The following is a 14,450-nucleotide window of genomic DNA, read 5'->3' as shown; positions in this document are numbered from 1 at the left end:
CACCGCGCTGGCCGTCGTCGTGCCCTGTCCCATGGTTACAGTCCACCAGGGCGCCCAGGGGACCGAGGGTGCCGCGGCTCCTTCTGGAGACATCCCGCCGATCTGGGTCAGCTGTGCAGGAGGGCGTGGACGGCCGTCCGCCCGGACCTCAGCCCGGGTAGGACAGGTCCGAGGCCTGGCCGGACTGGGCGCGCCAGTTGGTGCCCAGGCGCATCCAGACGGCGTCCTCCGTCTCGGCGTAGATCGAGTTGTCTCCCGGGGCAGCGGAGAACCCGGTCATCCCCAGCAGCGGCTTCAGGGTGGTCTGCGAGCCGTCCAGCCCCAGGAGCTGGGCCTCCACCGGGTCGGTCTCGCTCGGTGCGGCGACGAGCAGCTCCCGCTCCGAGGACCAGTCGACCTCTGAGACTGGGACGCTGGCCTGGAGCCGGATGGGCGTGCCCAGGCCCCGGGGCACCCCTTCCGAGTCCCGGACCACACCGGCCACGAAGACGCTGGCCGACTCCGAATCGCCGGTCACCACGGCGGCCCGTGTTCCATCACGAGAGATCCGCAGGGCGTGCACCTGACGATCCCCCAGCCACTCCGCGCTCAGCTCCCGCCGGTCCTGGCCTCCGCTGCCCGCGCGGACAGCCACCACCTGGGGGGACTCGGTCTGGTCCACCGTCCAGATCCACCCCTCGGTGTCGATGCTGGGACGGGTCAGTCCCGTGCCCCGCAGGATCAGCTGCAGCTGCTGCTCGGTGGTGGCCTCGTAGAGCTCGTCGGAGTCCTCCGTGAGGAAGGCGAAGCGGGTGCCGTCCAGGTTCATGGCCGGCTCGACCGGGATGAGTCCGCCCAGCGCCGCCATCCCACCGATCGGCAGGACCGAGGTGCCTTCGAAGTACACCAGCTGGTCATCGGCGACCGCCACCTGGGTGGAGCCGGCTCCAGGGTCCACCGTGGCCGGCGTGAAGTCCGGCGAGGACTCCCCGATGTCCAGTTCGGCCTGATCCACGGTCAGCTCGACGTCGTTCACCGTGGACAGTCCGTCCAGGGTCAGCGTGATCTGCTCGAGCATCCGCCGCCGCGTGGCCTTGTCCGTCCCCTCCACCGAGGTGGAGGTCAGATCCACCTTGGCTGATCCGGAGCTGACGGGCACGGACTGCCGTGACAGTTCCGCGCCGGGTGGGAAGGCGCTGGTCACCGCACCGGAGAGGTAGGGCGCCGGACCGTCCAACAGGGCCGAGACCATGGCCGAGGTGGTGCCGGGCCGATTGACGAACCAGCGCACGTCCGGCACCGCATAGGTGAAGGTCTGGTTGTAGAAGTACAGCGACTGCGCGGCGAAGATGGCGCGGAACTGTGCGGACTCCAGCACCGTCCCGTCCGGCACCTGGGCGATCCGCCACTGACCGTCCACCTCGGTCAGGGTCATGTCGATCTCCTCGGTGGAGCTCTCCGGCATATGCGTCATGATCCCGCTGTTGTCCACCACCGAGTCGACCTCCAGCTGGACGCTGAACGCGGTGTCGTCCCCGGCCGGCACCACACTGGGCTGGGCGGAGTACACGAGTGTCCGGGCGGTGGGCTGCCAGGTGGCCGCGGCCTCGGCGGTGAGGAACTCCCGGGCGGTGGCGTAGTCGTCCTGCACACCCGTGCCGGCGGTGATGAAGCCTCGGACGATCTCCTCCGGGCTGTCCCCCGGGGTGGGGCCTGACGGCGAGAACACGTAGTTGGGCTGGGCATCGGTCCCGCCGATCGGCTCCGCGGTCCCCACCGGGCCCCGGGACGGGATCTGAGCGCACCCGGTTAGGACCAGCACCAGGGTCATCAGCAGGGACAGCACGACGCCGGCCCGGTGACGTGGGGTGATCATGACTCACCGTCCTGAGGGGTGGGGTGGGGACGGAAGCGCTGCAGCGACTGCTCGCGGATGCGGTCCATCACCACGGGGGTCTCCTCCGGGTGGACGAAGTCCAGGTCGGTGGCCAGGCGCCGCTCCTCGGGGGCGAACCGCGGGGGCAGCGCGACCGGAGCATGGTCCACGGTCTGACCACGGCGCCGGGGCACCGTCAGGCGGAACGCCGAGCCGGCACCGGGCTCGCCCCAGGCGTCCAGCCGTCCGTGGTGCAGCCGAGTGTCCTCCGTGGCGATGGACAGTCCCAGCCCGGAGCCTCCGGTGGTCCGGGCGCGGGCCGGGTCGGCACGCCAGAACCGGTCGAAGACGTGCTCCGCCTGTTCGGTGGTCATGCCGATGCCGTAGTCCCGCACGGCCACGGACACGGTCTGCTCGTCGGACCCGACCACCACGTCCACGTCCCGCCCCTCCCCGTGCTCGATCGCGTTGTTGACCAGATTGCGCACGATCCGTTCGATGCGCCGGGGATCCACATCGGCCACGAAGTCACTGCCCAGCGGGACCAGGTAGATGGTGGAGCCGGCCTTGGCGGCCAACGGCTGGGCTGTCAGGACGACGTCCGCGGCAAGCTCGGTCAGGTCGGTCGGTTCGGCGGCCACGGTGGCGGCGCCGGCGTCGAACCGGGTGATCTCCAGCAGGTCGGCCAGCAGCGCCTGGAACCGCTCGACCTGGTGGTAGAGCAGCTCAGTGGAGCGCCGGTTGACCGGGTCGAAGTCGTCGCGGGAGTCGTAGAGGACCTCGGCGGCCATGGCGACGGTGGTCAGCGGCGTGCGCAGCTCATGGGAGACATCGGAGACGAATCGCTGCTGGATCTGGGAGAGGTCGGCCAGCTGGGTGATCTGGTCCTGGATGTTGTCCGCCATCTGATTGAAGGAAGAGCCCAGCCTCGCCATCTCGTCCTCACCCCGGACCTCCATGCGCACGCTGAGGTCACCGGCCGAGAGTGATTCCGCGGTGGATGCCGCCTGACCCACGGGCCGGACCACCGACCGGGTCACGTACAGGGCGATCAGCATGTTGAGCATCACCAGCATGGCGCCGGCCACGATCATCACGCGCATCATGTAGTCCAGGGTGGCCTGGTCGCTGGAGAGGTCGTAGACCAGATAGAGCGCATAGACGTTGCCCGGGGGCAGCACCACCTGAGTGCCGAACGCCAGACCGGGGGCCGAGGAGTCCGGGCCGGCGGGGAGCTCGACGGACTGCCAGTATGTGCCCGAACCGTTGCGCACCGCATCATTGAGCTCGGTGGGGATGACATCCGACGGCAGCCCAGAGGACATCTGCCCCACGTAGAGGTTCTGGGACCGGTCCAGGGGCACGAGCTGGAAGTTGCGCGTGATGGTGGCCCCGGTGTCCCCCGCCAGCGAGCCCAGGGTGCGGGTGACCAGGGACGCGGTGCTGTCCTCGTCGGTGGTGTCCGCGTTCTCGAACACGGATCTGACCTGGGTCAGGCCGCGCACGGCCTCGGACTCCACCTGGTCGAACCGTGCGTTGAACAGTCCCGCCGTGATCTGCTGGGTCAGGAACAGTACCAGCACGGCTGCCGAGACCAGGGTCAGCAGCGCGGTGATGACCACCGTGCGCAGCTGGAGGGAGGTGCGCCACCGGTGACGGGCTGCACGGACCTGCCCGCGCATGGCTCGACGCGGTCGGTCCAACCGCGCGGGGGCCGGACGACCGGGGTCCTCGGCGTCTGGTCCGGGCGTCGAATCGGTCACTGAGGTCAGTTCTGGCCGGCCTTGTATCCGACGCCGCGGACGGTGAGGACCACGGCCGGGTTGTCCGGGTCCACCTCCACCTTGGAGCGCAGGCGCTGGACGTGGACGTTGACCAGCCGGGTGTCAGCCTGGTGGCGGTAGCCCCAGACCTCTTCCAGGAGCATCTCTCGGGTGAACACCTGCCACGGCTTGCGGGCCAGGGCGACGAGCAGATCGAACTCGAGGGGGGTCAGGGCGATGTCCTTGCCGTCGCGCGAGACCCGGTGTCCGGCCACATCCACCGTCAGGTCGGCGATCCGCAGGGTCTCCGGGGCCTTCTGCTCTCCCTCGCGCAGGCGGGCGCGGACGCGGGCCACCAGCTCGGCCGGCTTGAAGGGCTTGGGCACGTAGTCGTCGGCACCGGACTCGAGTCCGCGGACCACATCCGAGGTGTCCGACTTGGCGGTGAGCATCACGATCGGGGTGTCCGACTCGGCACGGATGGCCCGGCACACCTCGATCCCGTCCATCCCCGGGAGCATCAGGTCCAGCAGGACCAGGTCCGGGCGGGCCGAACGGAACGCGGCCAACGCCTGGGATCCGTCTGCGCAGAACGTCGGCTCGAAGCCGTCATTGCGCAGGACGATGCCGATCATCTCCGAGAGCGCCTCGTCATCGTCCACCACCAGGATCTTGGCCTTCACCACGAGTACCCTCCCAGAACACACACCAGAGCTGTCACGGACATCAAACACCGACCGCAGGCGCACCGTAGACCCAGGCTCTGCGCTCGGAGACGACGGCCCCTCAGGCCACCGCCCCAGCCTATCGGACGGCGTGCCGGTGGACGGTTATAGTCGAGACGTCGGAACGGCGAGCCGTGGGTCGCTCCTGGGACACCGCTTCATCGCCTCGATCACCGCCCCTCACCGGGCTCCTGGACTTGACCGCCAACGACGCCCTCGGGGGGACCGCCTTGAATCCACAGAACCGTCCCGACCATCTTCCGGAGATGCCGCAGCGTCCCCCACAGGGGTCTCCGAACCCCTCCAGCTGGTCAGCCCCTGGCGGGCCGGACACCCCCCAGCGCCCGGCCAATCCCTATGGCCCACCCGTCCCCGCTCCCCTCCAGCCCACGCCGCCGATGCACCCGGGATCAACCGGGTACGGCGTCGGCCCCCAGGGCGGACCGGGCCAGCACTCCTCCTATGCCATGGCTCAGCGACCGGGGATCATTCCGCTCCGCCCGCTGAACCTCGGTGATGTGCTGGAGGCCTCGTTCGCCGCGCTGCGCCTGAGTCCGGCCGCGGTCCTGGGGACCATGCTCCTGGTGGCCCTGGCCGAGGCGATCCTGGTGGGCCTGCCGGTGGCCTACCTGGTGAACCTGCTGGGACAGAGCGATCTGTTCAGCTCGACGGGCGGGACCTTCGGCACGGCCAGCACGGCTGAGAGCTGGGAGCTGGTGAACGGCGTCCTGATGTTCTGGGGCATGCTGCTCGCCGCGGCGATCCTGGCCACGTTCCTGGGGACCATCGCCCAGGGCGTGCTCTCCGTGGTGCTCGCCCGAGGTGCCGTGGGCCTGAAGACCGGGCTGGGGCAGGCCTGGCGGCTCACTGCACCCACGATCTGGAGCCTGGTGGGGTTGAGCGCCCTCTACCTGCTGGCCGGTCTCATCTACATGGTCGCCCTGGGTGGACTGCTGTTCCTGAGCCTGCTGCCGGCCATCACCTCCGACAGCTCGCCCGGTGCACTGATCATGGTCTGGTTCCTGGTGGTGTTCGCCTCGGTGCCGCTGGTCCTGTGGATCTACGTCAAGGTGCTGCTGGCACCGGCCGCGGTGGCGATCGAGAAGATCGGGCCCTGGGCCGGCGTCCGCCGTTCCTGGGGGCTGACCAACCGCTCCTGGTGGCGCACGTTCGGCGTTCTGCTGCTGGTGGGCCTGATCGTCGGCATCGCGGTCTCGCTGATCTCCGGGGGCCTGACCAGTGTCCTGGGGCTGTTCTTCCCCTCTGATCCCTCGAGCGCCTCGGCGGACGAGCTCCTGAACGCCACAGCGCTCTCCCTGATCGTCTCCTCCCTGATCACCACCCTGATCCAGTCCGTGGGCACCGCCTACCTCACCCTGGTGATGGCCGTGCTGTACATCGACTACCGCATCCGCCAGGAGAGCTTCGACCTGGACCTGGGCCAGATCGCCGCACAGTCCGGGACCGGGGACCAGGACTCCCGGTTCTCCACCACGGGGACGGCCTCCGGCGGATCCGGCACGGACGATCTGGTTCCCGGCCGGGCACCACGACCTGTGACGGCGGGGCCGAGCGGCGGTCGGTGACCCCGTGACTCCCGCCGCCGCTGCCCGAGGACGCCCGGCGCAGCCCTGGCAGCCCGAGCCTGAGGAGGCTCGTCGGCTGCTCGAGGACGAGCTGGCCAAGGACCGGTATCAGGCCGCCCAGCCCAACCCCGTCCTGGAGTGGATCAGAGACCGCTTCGAAGAGCTGTTGGACTGGCTGGACTCGCTGGGACAGGGAGCCGCCGGCGTGCCGAGCTGGGTGCTCCCGGTGCTGCTGGTGGTCATCGCCGTCATCGTGCTGATCCTGGTCAGGCCCCGCGCCAACGCACGCGGCCGTCGTCGGGACAGCGCCATGCTGACAGAGCGGGTCTCAACCCCGGCGGACCACCGTGCCGCCGCGGAACGGGCGCATGCGCGCTCGGATCACGGACAGGCACTGGTCAGCTGGTTCCGGGCCGCGGTGCGCGAGGCCGAAGTGCGCACCGTGGTGGATGAACGCCCCGGGCGCACGGCCAGTGAGGCGGCCCGTGAGCTGGCCCGGGTGTTCCCTCAGGAACAGGCTGAGCTGCACCGTGTGGCCGAGGCCTTCAACGCGGTGCTGTACGACCACGCCACCGCCACCGCTGAGCAGGCCCTGGCGGCACGGGACCTGGACCGCCGTCTGGCGGCCGCTCCGGCGCCGGCCGCATCCGCATCCGACCTGGCGGCGGCACGGTGAGCCGGCCGGCCGGGCCCGCGGAGGCCGAGGTCCAGGGAAGCGCTGTTCCCTCACCGTCCGTCCCCTCCGGCTCTCAGGTCGCCGCGCGCGTCTGGCGTGCCGGACGGGTGTGGCTGATCGTCGCCTCGCTGCTGATGATCCTGGGGGCGCTGGCCCTGTTCCGTCCGGCCCCCACCGGAGGTGCCCTGCATCCGGAGTCCGCCCGCCCCGCCGGCGGCATGGCGATCGCCGAGGTCCTGCGCGGACAGGGGATCCGGATCCATCACGCCGACTCGGCGGACCAGGCCCTCGAGCTGGCCCAGGAGCACCCTGAGGCCACTCTGCTCTTCCACGACCCCGCCGGGCTGCTGCCGGACCAGGGGCTGGACCGCCTGGCCGAGGGGACAGATCCTGCCCGGCGCGTGCTCGTGGAACCTGACCTGGCCCAGATCCGTGCGCTGGCCACCGGCATCACCACCGGCCCCGGCCTGACCCCCTCGGAGGAGCCCCTGACCGCGGGGACGGACTGTGCTCTGCCGTTGGCTCGCCAGGCCGAGTCGATGGTGCGAGATGGTCGCCTGTACCGCGGTGGGACCGGCTGCTTCAACGGGATCGCCGCCCCCGCCGGCGAGGTCCGGCCCGCCCACGGAGTGGTCCGGTCCGACGACGGCACCTGGGTGATCGGATCCGCTCAGGTCTTCGCCAACGCCGGCGCCGCCGACCATGGCCATCCGGTCGTCGCACTGTGGACGCTGGGCCAGGGCGAGGACGTGATCTGGTACCTGCCCACCCTGGCGGATGTGCCGGTGGGTGAGGCCCCGACGAACCCGTCCGATCTGCTCCCGGCCTGGGTGGGGCCGGTCATCTGGTGGCTGGTGGTCTGTGCCCTGGTGCTGATGCTCTGGCGCGGACGCCGCCACGGCCCCCTGGCGATCGAACCGCTCCCCGTGGTGGTCCCGTCCTCGGAGACGGCTGTGGGCCGTGCTCGGCTCTACCAGAGCACCGGCCAGGCGGGGGCGGCCGCACGGTCACTGCACCAGGCCACCCGGCTCCGTCTGGCCCGGCTGCAGCGCCTGGGCCGCGGCGCCACCGCCCCGGCCCTCAGTTCGGCGGTGGCCGCCGTGACCGGACAGGACCCCGCTGCCGTGGCCCACCTGTTGGACGAGTCCACGGTGGACTCGAACGCCGCACTCGTGGACCGTGCCCGCGCCCTGCAGGGGCTCGAGCAGTCCGTCCACGCCGCTCTGGGCGCAGCCGGCCCGGCCCAGCCGGCGCCGCCGGCCCACCCTACTGACCTCAGCACCCAGGACCCGAGAGGACCCGAGACCACACCATGACCTCCCCCCACTCCCCGGAACCGGATCACGGCCAGCATCCCGCCGAGCCCGTCGGCTCGGCGGGTCCGGCCGACACCACCGGACGGGCACCCCAGGTGACCCCTCCAGCGCCCACGCGCGGGCCGTCGTCGGGAAGCCTGTCCGGCACCTCTGACGACGAGCTGCGTCACGCCCTGCACCAGGTGCGCCAGGAGGTGGGCAAGGCCGTGGTGGGCCAGGCACCGGCGGTGACCGGGCTGCTGATCGGGCTGCTGTGCCGGGGGCATGTGCTGCTCGAGGGCGTGCCCGGTGTGGCCAAGACCCTGCTGGTGCGGTCCCTGTCCGCGGCGCTGTCCCTGGAGACTCGGCGCGTGCAGTTCACCCCTGATCTGATGCCCGGCGACGTCACCGGCTCCCTGGTCTACGACACCAGGTCCGGCGAGTTCGAGTTCCGTGAGGGCCCGGTGTTCACGCATCTGATGCTGGCCGATGAGATCAACCGGACCCCGCCCAAGACACAGTCGGCCCTGCTGGAGGCGATGGAGGAACGGCAGGTGTCCGTGGACGGGGTCTCCCGACCCCTGCCGGATCCATTCATGGTGGCCGCCACGCAGAATCCGGTGGAGTACGAGGGCACCTACCCGCTGCCGGAGGCGCAGCTGGACCGGTTCCTGCTCAAGGTCACCCTGGACCTGCCCGGGCGAGAGGACGAGGTGGAGATCCTCTCCCGTCACGCCGCCGGGTTCAACCCCTCTGACCTGCAGGCCGCCGGGGTGCGTGCCGTGGCCGGCGCGGACACCCTGGTGGCGGCCCGTGAGGCGGTCTCCCGGGTGCGCTCCGGCCCGGAGGTGCTGGGCTACATCACCGACCTGGCCCGCGCCACGCGCACCTCACCGTCCTTCCAGCTGGGCGTCTCCCCGCGCGGCTCCACCGCCCTGTTGAACACCTCCAAGGCGTGGGCCTGGCTGAACGGACGGGACTTCACCACTCCGGACGACGTCCAGGCGCTGGCTCTGTCCTGCCTGCGCCACCGGGTGAGTCTGCGCCCCGAGGCCGAGCTGGACGGCGTCACCGCGGACCAGGTCATCTCCGGTCTGCTCGCCTCCGTCCCGGTCCCCCGGTGAGCTGATGGTCCTCTCCGGTCGACTCCTCGCGGTGGCGCTGGCCTGCCTGCTGCCGGTGGTCCTGATCCCGCGTGCCTCCACGGTGTGGTGGTGTCTTCTGGCGCTGGCCGTGCTGGTGCTGGCCGACCTGCTGCTGGCCGCCTCGCCCCGCCAGGTGGTGCTGGAGCGTGTGCTGCCCGCCTCGGCACGACTGGACGAGACGGTGCAGAACGTGGTCCTGGTGACGAACCAGGGCCGGCGTCGGCTGCGCGGTTCCCTGCGGGACATCTGGCAGCCCACCGCAGGTCAGCAGGATGCGGAGCAGCCGGTGGACATCCCGGCCGGAGAACGACGACGCCACGTCACCTCCCTGATGCCTCGGCGCCGGGGTGCGCTGCGGACCGAGACGGTGACCGTGCGGTCGTGGGGACCGTTGGGCGTGGCCGCTCGCCAGGTGGACCACCCCTGCCCGGGCACGCTGATGGTGCTGCCCCCGTTCCGCTCCCGGCGGCATCTGCCGTCGCGCCTGGCCCGTCTGCGGGAGATGGACGGACGGTCCGCGGTCCAGGTGCGCGGCGCGGGCACGGAGTTCGACTCGCTGCGTGACTATGTACGCGGGGACGACGCCCGTTCGATCGACTGGCGTGCCACGGCCCGGCGCCAGGACGTGGTGGTGCGCACCTGGCGGCCGGAGCGAGACCGGCGCGTGGTGATCGTGCTGGACACCTCCCGCGCCTCAGCGGCCCGCGTGGACGAGGAGACCAAGCTGGACACCGGGATGGAGGCCTCCCTGCTGCTGTCTGCGCTCGCCTCCGCCGGTGGGGACCGCGTGGACCTGGTCGCGTTGGACCGCACCGTCCGAGCGCGCGTCTCCTCCACCGAGAAGGGGCATCTGCTGAACCGGATGGTCACGGCGCTGGCCCCGGTCCAGCCGATCCTGCTCGCCGCCGACTGGTCCCAGGTCCCGGTGGAGGTGGCCCAGGTGACCCGGCAGCGGTCCCTGGTGGTGCTGCTGACCGCCCTGGACGCCGCCTCCGTGCAGGAGGGCCTGCTGCCGGTCCTGCCCGCGCTGACCCGGCATCACCAGGTGGTGGTGGCCGCGGTGTCCGACCCGCAGCTGGAGCAGATGTCTCAGGTGCGCGAGGACGCCGAGACCGTGTTTCGGGCGGCGGCTGCCGAACGGGCCGGACTGGAGCGGGCTGCCGTGGCGCGGGAGCTGGAGATGCTCGGCGTGGAGGTGGTGGACGCTCCCCCGCACGAACTCCCCCCGGCTCTGGCGGACACCTACCTCCGGCTCAAGGCCGCCGGTCGGCTCTGAGGTTCGGCCGCCACGGCGATTCAGCCACCCGGACTGCCGTCAGCGTGCCAGCTCGCCGTCCACGCGCATCCGTTCCAGTGTCTCGGCTCCGCGCACCACAGCGCGGGTCACCTCCAGCGCACGGTCCGGTGTGGTGTCCGCCAGGCCGGGCCCGCGCAGCACCAGGTGACCGAGCAGCTCCTCGTCCAGGCCCATGCGCTCCCAGTCCTTCAGCAGTGCTCGGACGGTCGCCTCCACGGCGGCATACGCCGCAGTTCCCGACGACGGCCGGTCCAGTCCCAGCACCACGGTCCGGCCCGCTTCGACCCAGCCGGCGATGACCTCCCAGCGCGCAGGATCGGCCCCGGGCCCCTCGAGCCGGGGCACGGGCAGGACGAGTCCTCGCAGCGGTGGGGCTGTGTCCGATCCGGTGGGCTCCGTCGCGGTCACCTCACCCACTGCGCCGCCTGCCACCGGTCCCTCCACGGCGACCACGGACGCCGGGGGCAGGGACTCTGAGACCAGCAGAGCCAGATCGGTCCAGCTCGGTCCGCTGTCGTCGTCGCCCTGGGCGAGACCCGGTGCGAACATCACCCCGGCCCCGTTCTGTCCACCGGACTGGGCCACCGCCGTCGCCACCGTGGACCAGGCCCGTCGCGCCTCCACGCGGGGCACTGACCGCACTGTCCTGTACCCACTGGCAGTGGGGACCTGCCCGCTCAGGACCTGGCCGGCGTCGGGCTCTGCCAGGACCACCGTCACCCGGTGAGCCCCGGTGACCGACTGGACCACACGGACCTGCTCGGCCAGGCCGGAGGCCAACGAGTCCGCCACATCCCGGCGCGCGCCGGAATCGGACAGTGCGCGTTCGCCGCCGGGCAGCCACAGCCGAGCCGCCAGGGTCAAGGGACCGACGATCCGCAGAACGATCTCCTCGAGTTCCACGCCGGTCTCTCCCACCGCGTCCGCCAGCCGGTTCAGGTCGGCACGCCATGTGGACGCGCCACGCCGGGCATCCACGCCGGGGGTGTCCGTGAGGCGCCACCCGTGGGGCTGCAGGTCCACGGCGAGCTCGTCCAGCATCACAGCGGTGCGGCCCGTGGGGTCCGAACCCGGCCCACGGGCGGGCAGCTCCGGGATGACCGGCAGGTATGGAGCCCCGAGCTCCTGGACTGCGGCGGCCACGGCCTGTGAGGCGTCAGGTCCGGGCCAGGTGCCGGTCAGGGTGGCGCGGACGGGGCTCACGCCTGTGGTCCGGTCCCGGTGTCCGCAGACTGCGCGGGGACAGTGGGCACAGTGCCGGTGTCCTCGGCCAACGCCCGGTGGTGACGGATGACCTCGGAGATGATGAAGTTCAGGAACTTCTCCGCGAAAGCCGGGTCCAGGTCCGCATCAGTGGCCAGTCTGCGCAGCCGGTCGATCTGCGCGGTCTCCCGGTCCGGGTCCGAGGGCGGCAACTGATGCTCGGCCTTGAGCCGCCCGACCTTCTGGGTGCACTTGAACCGTTCGGCCAGCAGATAGACGAGCGTCGCGTCGATGTTGTCGATGCTGCCGCGGATCGCGAACAGCTCCTCCAGGACGGCGGGGTCGGCGGAGGTCTGCAGGGAACTGGCGTGCGGGTCGTACTCGGCGCTCATGCGTTCCACCGTAGTGCGTCCACGTCTGTCTGCCCCGCCCATTGAGCCGTGCGTACGGGATCAGCCCTGGACGGCGTCCCCGAGCCGGGCGGAGTTCACCGCGGAGTCGATCGTGGCCTGACCCAGCACCCGGGTGCCCTGGTACAGCACCGCCGTCTGGCCCGGCGCCACCCCCTGGAGCGGTTCGTGCAGTTCGATCACCCACCGGACCCCAGCGGATCCCGCCGCCGTGGCACCCACGGGTGTGACGTCGTCGGGAAGCTGGTCAGAGCCCTGCTCCACGCGGGCACGTGCCGGCACCGGGTCCCCGTGCGCACGCACCTGCAGGTGGCAGTCGAACCAGTCTCCAGTGGCCTCCTCCGACACGGGAGCGCCGGCCCAGGAGGGACGGATGCCCGCCACGCGGTCCACGGCGAGCATCTCGCGCGGACCCACCACCACGGTGTTGTCCTTGGGGCGGACCTCCAGCACGAACCGCGGCTTGCCATCCGCCGCCGGACGCCCGATGTTCAGTCCCTTGCGCTGGCCCACGGTGAACGCCTGCGCGCCGGGGTGGGTGCCGAGCACCTGGCCCTGCGCGTCGAGGATCTGCCCCTCGCTCATCTCCACCCGCTCGGCCAGCCAGCCGCGGGTGTCGCCGTCGGGGATGAAGCAGATGTCGTGCGAGTCGGGCTTGGTGGCCACGGTCAGTCCACGTTCAGCGGCCTCGGCACGCACCTGCTCCTTGGAGGGGGTGTCGGCCAGGGGGAACAGGGAGTGGGACAGCTGCTCCGCGGTGAGCACGCCGAGCACATACGACTGGTCCTTGGCCCAGTCGGCGGCGCGGTGCAGTTCCAAGCCCTGTTCGCCTTCCACCACCTTGGCGTAGTGCCCCGTGCAGACGGCGTCGAAGCCCAGCGCCAGGGCCTTCTCCAGCAGGGCGGCGAACTTGATCCGCTCGTTGCAGCGCATGCAGGGGTTCGGGGTGCGGCCGGCCGCGTACTCGTCCACGAAGTCCTGCACCACGTCCTCGGCGAAGCGCTCGGAGAAGTCCCAGGTGTAGTACGGAATGCCCAGCTTCTCGCAGGCCCGCCAGGCGTCGCGTGAGTCCTCGATGGTGCAGCAGCCGCGCGATCCGGTGCGCAGGGTTCCGGGCATGCGAGAGAGCGCCAGGTGCACGCCCACCACCTCATGGCCGGCATCCACGGCCCGCGCTGCTGCGACGGCGGAGTCGACTCCCCCGCTCATGGCGGCCAGGACCTTCATGCGCTCAGTTCCTCTCCAGGTGGCTGTTGGCGGTGCGGATCGAGCTGACCCGGCCGGCCATCCCCGCGGTCAGGGCGGACTGGTGGACGCCGGGCAGCACGTCCAAAAGGTGGTCAACGTCGGCAGGCACGGATGTATGCCCCAGTGTGAAGCGCAGGGCCGATCTCGCCTCGGCCTCGTCCAGTCCCAAGGCCGTGAGCACGTGCGAGGGCTGGGCCACGCCCGCAGTGCAGGCCGATCCCGCTGAGCACTCCACTCCGGCGGTGTCCAGGCCGAACAGCAGCGAGTCGCTCTCGCACCCGGGGAAGGTGAAGTGCGCGTTCCCGGGCAGCCGCCGGGTTCCCGCCGGCAGCTTCTCTCCCGTGGCAGGGTCCCGGTCCTGCGCCCCGCGCAGCACAGCATTCCCGACGGCGGCCTGCACCTTCTCGATCAACAGGTCCCGGAGGGTGCCCAACCGGTTCCGCTCGGCGTCCAGGTGCTGGTGTGCCTCGGTGGCGGCGGCGGCGAATCCGGCCATCAGGGCCACCGGAAGGGTGCCGGAGCGGATCTGGCGTTCCTGTCCCCCGCCGTGCAGCACGGGCGTGAGCGTGGCATCGCGGCGAACGAGCAGGGCGCCGATGCCCACCGGCCCGCCGAGCTTGTGCCCGCTGAAGGCCAACGTGGTGGCACCGCTGGACGCGAAGTCGATCGGGATGGAACCCACGGCCTGCACGGCATCGGTGTGGAACGGCACGCCCTGGTCGGCTGCGATGGTGGCGGCCTCAGCCACGGGCTGGATGGTGCCGATCTCGTTGTTGGCCCACATCAGGGTGGCCAGTGCAGTCTGCTCTGGTGCCACGGCCAACTCAGCCTGCCAGGCCGCGAGGTCCACGCGTCCTTCAGCGTCCATGGGGACGAACACCAGCTCTGCACCGTCGTGCTGCTCCAACCAGGTGATGGTGTCCAGCACGGCATGGTGTTCAGCGCCGGTGAGGATGATCCGGGTGCGGTTCGGGTCCTGGGACCGCCGTGCCCAGTAGAGCCCCTTGAGCGCGAGGTTGTCCGCTTCGGTCCCTCCGGCGGTGAGGATCACCTCGGAGGGGTGTGCCCCCACAGTGGCGGCGAGGGCATCGCGTGCGTCCTCCAGATGCAGCTGAGCGGACCGTCCGGAGCGGTGCAGTGAGGAGGGGTTGCCGAGCCGACGGGCGGCCTCGGTGTACGCCTCGAGCGCCACCGGCCGCATCGGGGTGGTGGCGGCGTGGTCGAGGTAGACGCTGTTCATCCGCACC

At 71.2% G+C, this 14,450-nt stretch carries 12 protein-coding genes; 5 read left to right on the top strand and 7 right to left on the bottom strand.

All coding sequences use genetic code 11. The annotated features are described in order from the left end of the window. Positions 1-148 precede the first annotated feature (148 nt). The 3 genes from BM355_RS02145 to mtrA all read right to left on the bottom strand — a co-directional run bounded on the left by BM355_RS02145 (position 149) and on the right by mtrA (position 4,301). Positions 149-1,855 (bottom strand): LpqB family beta-propeller domain-containing protein, encoded by a 1,707-nt coding sequence (locus tag BM355_RS02145; protein WP_091693582.1) that lies wholly within the window; start codon positions 1,853-1,855, stop codon positions 149-151. After that, positions 1,852-3,537, bottom strand: a complete 1,686-nt coding sequence (mtrB, locus tag BM355_RS02140) for an MtrAB system histidine kinase MtrB (RefSeq protein ID WP_091693578.1) — start codon at positions 3,535-3,537, stop codon at positions 1,852-1,854. Before mtrB ends, BM355_RS02145 begins: the two co-directional genes overlap by 4 nt. A gap of 86 nt (positions 3,538-3,623) precedes the next feature. Then, positions 3,624-4,301: an MtrAB system response regulator MtrA gene (gene mtrA, locus BM355_RS02135; protein ID WP_091693964.1), complete on the bottom strand. Its 678-nt coding sequence runs from the start codon at positions 4,299-4,301 to the stop codon at positions 3,624-3,626. A 440-nt stretch (positions 4,302-4,741) separates the two neighbouring features. On the opposite strand from mtrA, the gene BM355_RS02130 reads away from it, so the two are divergent. From BM355_RS02130 to BM355_RS02110, 5 genes are read left to right on the top strand one after another with little or no spacing between them, the layout of a single operon-like run. Then, positions 4,742-5,929, top strand: coding sequence for a DUF7847 domain-containing protein (locus tag BM355_RS02130; protein WP_143109387.1), 1,188 nt, complete (start codon positions 4,742-4,744; stop codon positions 5,927-5,929). A 4-nt stretch (positions 5,930-5,933) separates the two neighbouring features. Beyond that, positions 5,934-6,605, top strand: coding sequence for a DUF4129 domain-containing protein (locus tag BM355_RS02125; protein ID WP_091693570.1), 672 nt, complete (start codon positions 5,934-5,936; stop codon positions 6,603-6,605). Beyond that, entirely contained in the window at positions 6,602-7,921 is a 1,320-nt protein-coding gene (locus BM355_RS02120; RefSeq protein WP_143109386.1) for a DUF4350 domain-containing protein, read from the top strand. Before BM355_RS02125 ends, BM355_RS02120 begins: the two co-directional genes overlap by 4 nt. Beyond that, positions 7,918-9,024, top strand: coding sequence for an AAA family ATPase (locus BM355_RS02115; RefSeq protein WP_091693563.1), 1,107 nt, complete (start codon positions 7,918-7,920; stop codon positions 9,022-9,024). Before BM355_RS02120 ends, BM355_RS02115 begins: the two co-directional genes overlap by 4 nt. A gap of 4 nt (positions 9,025-9,028) precedes the next feature. Beyond that, positions 9,029-10,321 carry a DUF58 domain-containing protein gene (locus BM355_RS02110; protein ID WP_091693560.1) on the top strand — a complete coding sequence of 431 codons (1,293 nt, stop codon included), beginning with the start codon at positions 9,029-9,031 and terminating at the stop codon, positions 10,319-10,321. 39 nt (positions 10,322-10,360) lie between these two features. On the opposite strand, the gene BM355_RS02105 is transcribed toward BM355_RS02110, so the two are convergent. Genes BM355_RS02105 through BM355_RS02090 form a run of 4 tightly spaced genes read right to left on the bottom strand, consistent with a single transcriptional unit; the run spans position 10,361 to position 14,443 of the window. Further along, positions 10,361-11,545 carry a uroporphyrinogen decarboxylase/cobalamine-independent methonine synthase family protein gene (locus BM355_RS02105; protein WP_091693557.1) on the bottom strand — a complete coding sequence of 395 codons (1,185 nt, stop codon included), beginning with the start codon at positions 11,543-11,545 and terminating at the stop codon, positions 10,361-10,363. Beyond that, positions 11,542-11,937, bottom strand: a complete 396-nt coding sequence (locus tag BM355_RS02100) for a chorismate mutase (RefSeq protein WP_091693553.1) — start codon at positions 11,935-11,937, stop codon at positions 11,542-11,544. The genes BM355_RS02105 and BM355_RS02100 overlap by 4 nt, the downstream gene beginning before the upstream one ends. A gap of 60 nt (positions 11,938-11,997) precedes the next feature. After that, positions 11,998-13,182 carry a tRNA 2-thiouridine(34) synthase MnmA gene (mnmA, locus tag BM355_RS02095; RefSeq protein WP_091693549.1) on the bottom strand — a complete coding sequence of 395 codons (1,185 nt, stop codon included), beginning with the start codon at positions 13,180-13,182 and terminating at the stop codon, positions 11,998-12,000. Between the two features lie 4 nt (positions 13,183-13,186). Beyond that, positions 13,187-14,443 carry a cysteine desulfurase family protein gene (locus tag BM355_RS02090; protein WP_091693959.1) on the bottom strand — a complete coding sequence of 419 codons (1,257 nt, stop codon included), beginning with the start codon at positions 14,441-14,443 and terminating at the stop codon, positions 13,187-13,189. Between the last annotated feature and the right edge of the window lie 7 nt (positions 14,444-14,450).

The sequence above is a fragment of the Micrococcus terreus genome (assembly GCF_900116905.1).
Classification (GTDB): Bacteria; Actinomycetota; Actinomycetes; order Actinomycetales; family Micrococcaceae; genus Citricoccus; species Citricoccus terreus.
This window is presented reverse-complemented; position numbering and strand designations above follow the sequence as displayed.

What these genes read in the sequence shown, in the direction of transcription:
- BM355_RS02145 (WP_091693582.1), bottom strand. Translation starts at nt 1,855, where the DNA reads ATGATCACCCCACGTCACCGGGCCGGCGTCGTGCTGTCCCTGCTGATG.
- mtrB (WP_091693578.1), bottom strand. Translation starts at nt 3,537, where the DNA reads ATGCGCGGGCAGGTCCGTGCAGCCCGTCACCGGTGGCGCACCTCCCTC.
- BM355_RS02130 (WP_143109387.1), top strand. Translation starts at nt 4,742, where the DNA reads ATGCACCCGGGATCAACCGGGTACGGCGTCGGCCCCCAGGGCGGACCG.
- BM355_RS02115 (WP_091693563.1), top strand. Translation starts at nt 7,918, where the DNA reads ATGACCTCCCCCCACTCCCCGGAACCGGATCACGGCCAGCATCCCGCC.
- BM355_RS02110 (WP_091693560.1), top strand. Translation starts at nt 9,029, where the DNA reads ATGGTCCTCTCCGGTCGACTCCTCGCGGTGGCGCTGGCCTGCCTGCTG.
- BM355_RS02100 (WP_091693553.1), bottom strand. Translation starts at nt 11,937, where the DNA reads ATGAGCGCCGAGTACGACCCGCACGCCAGTTCCCTGCAGACCTCCGCC.
- mnmA (WP_091693549.1), bottom strand. Translation starts at nt 13,182, where the DNA reads ATGAAGGTCCTGGCCGCCATGAGCGGGGGAGTCGACTCCGCCGTCGCA.
- BM355_RS02090 (WP_091693959.1), bottom strand. Translation starts at nt 14,443, where the DNA reads ATGAACAGCGTCTACCTCGACCACGCCGCCACCACCCCGATGCGGCCG.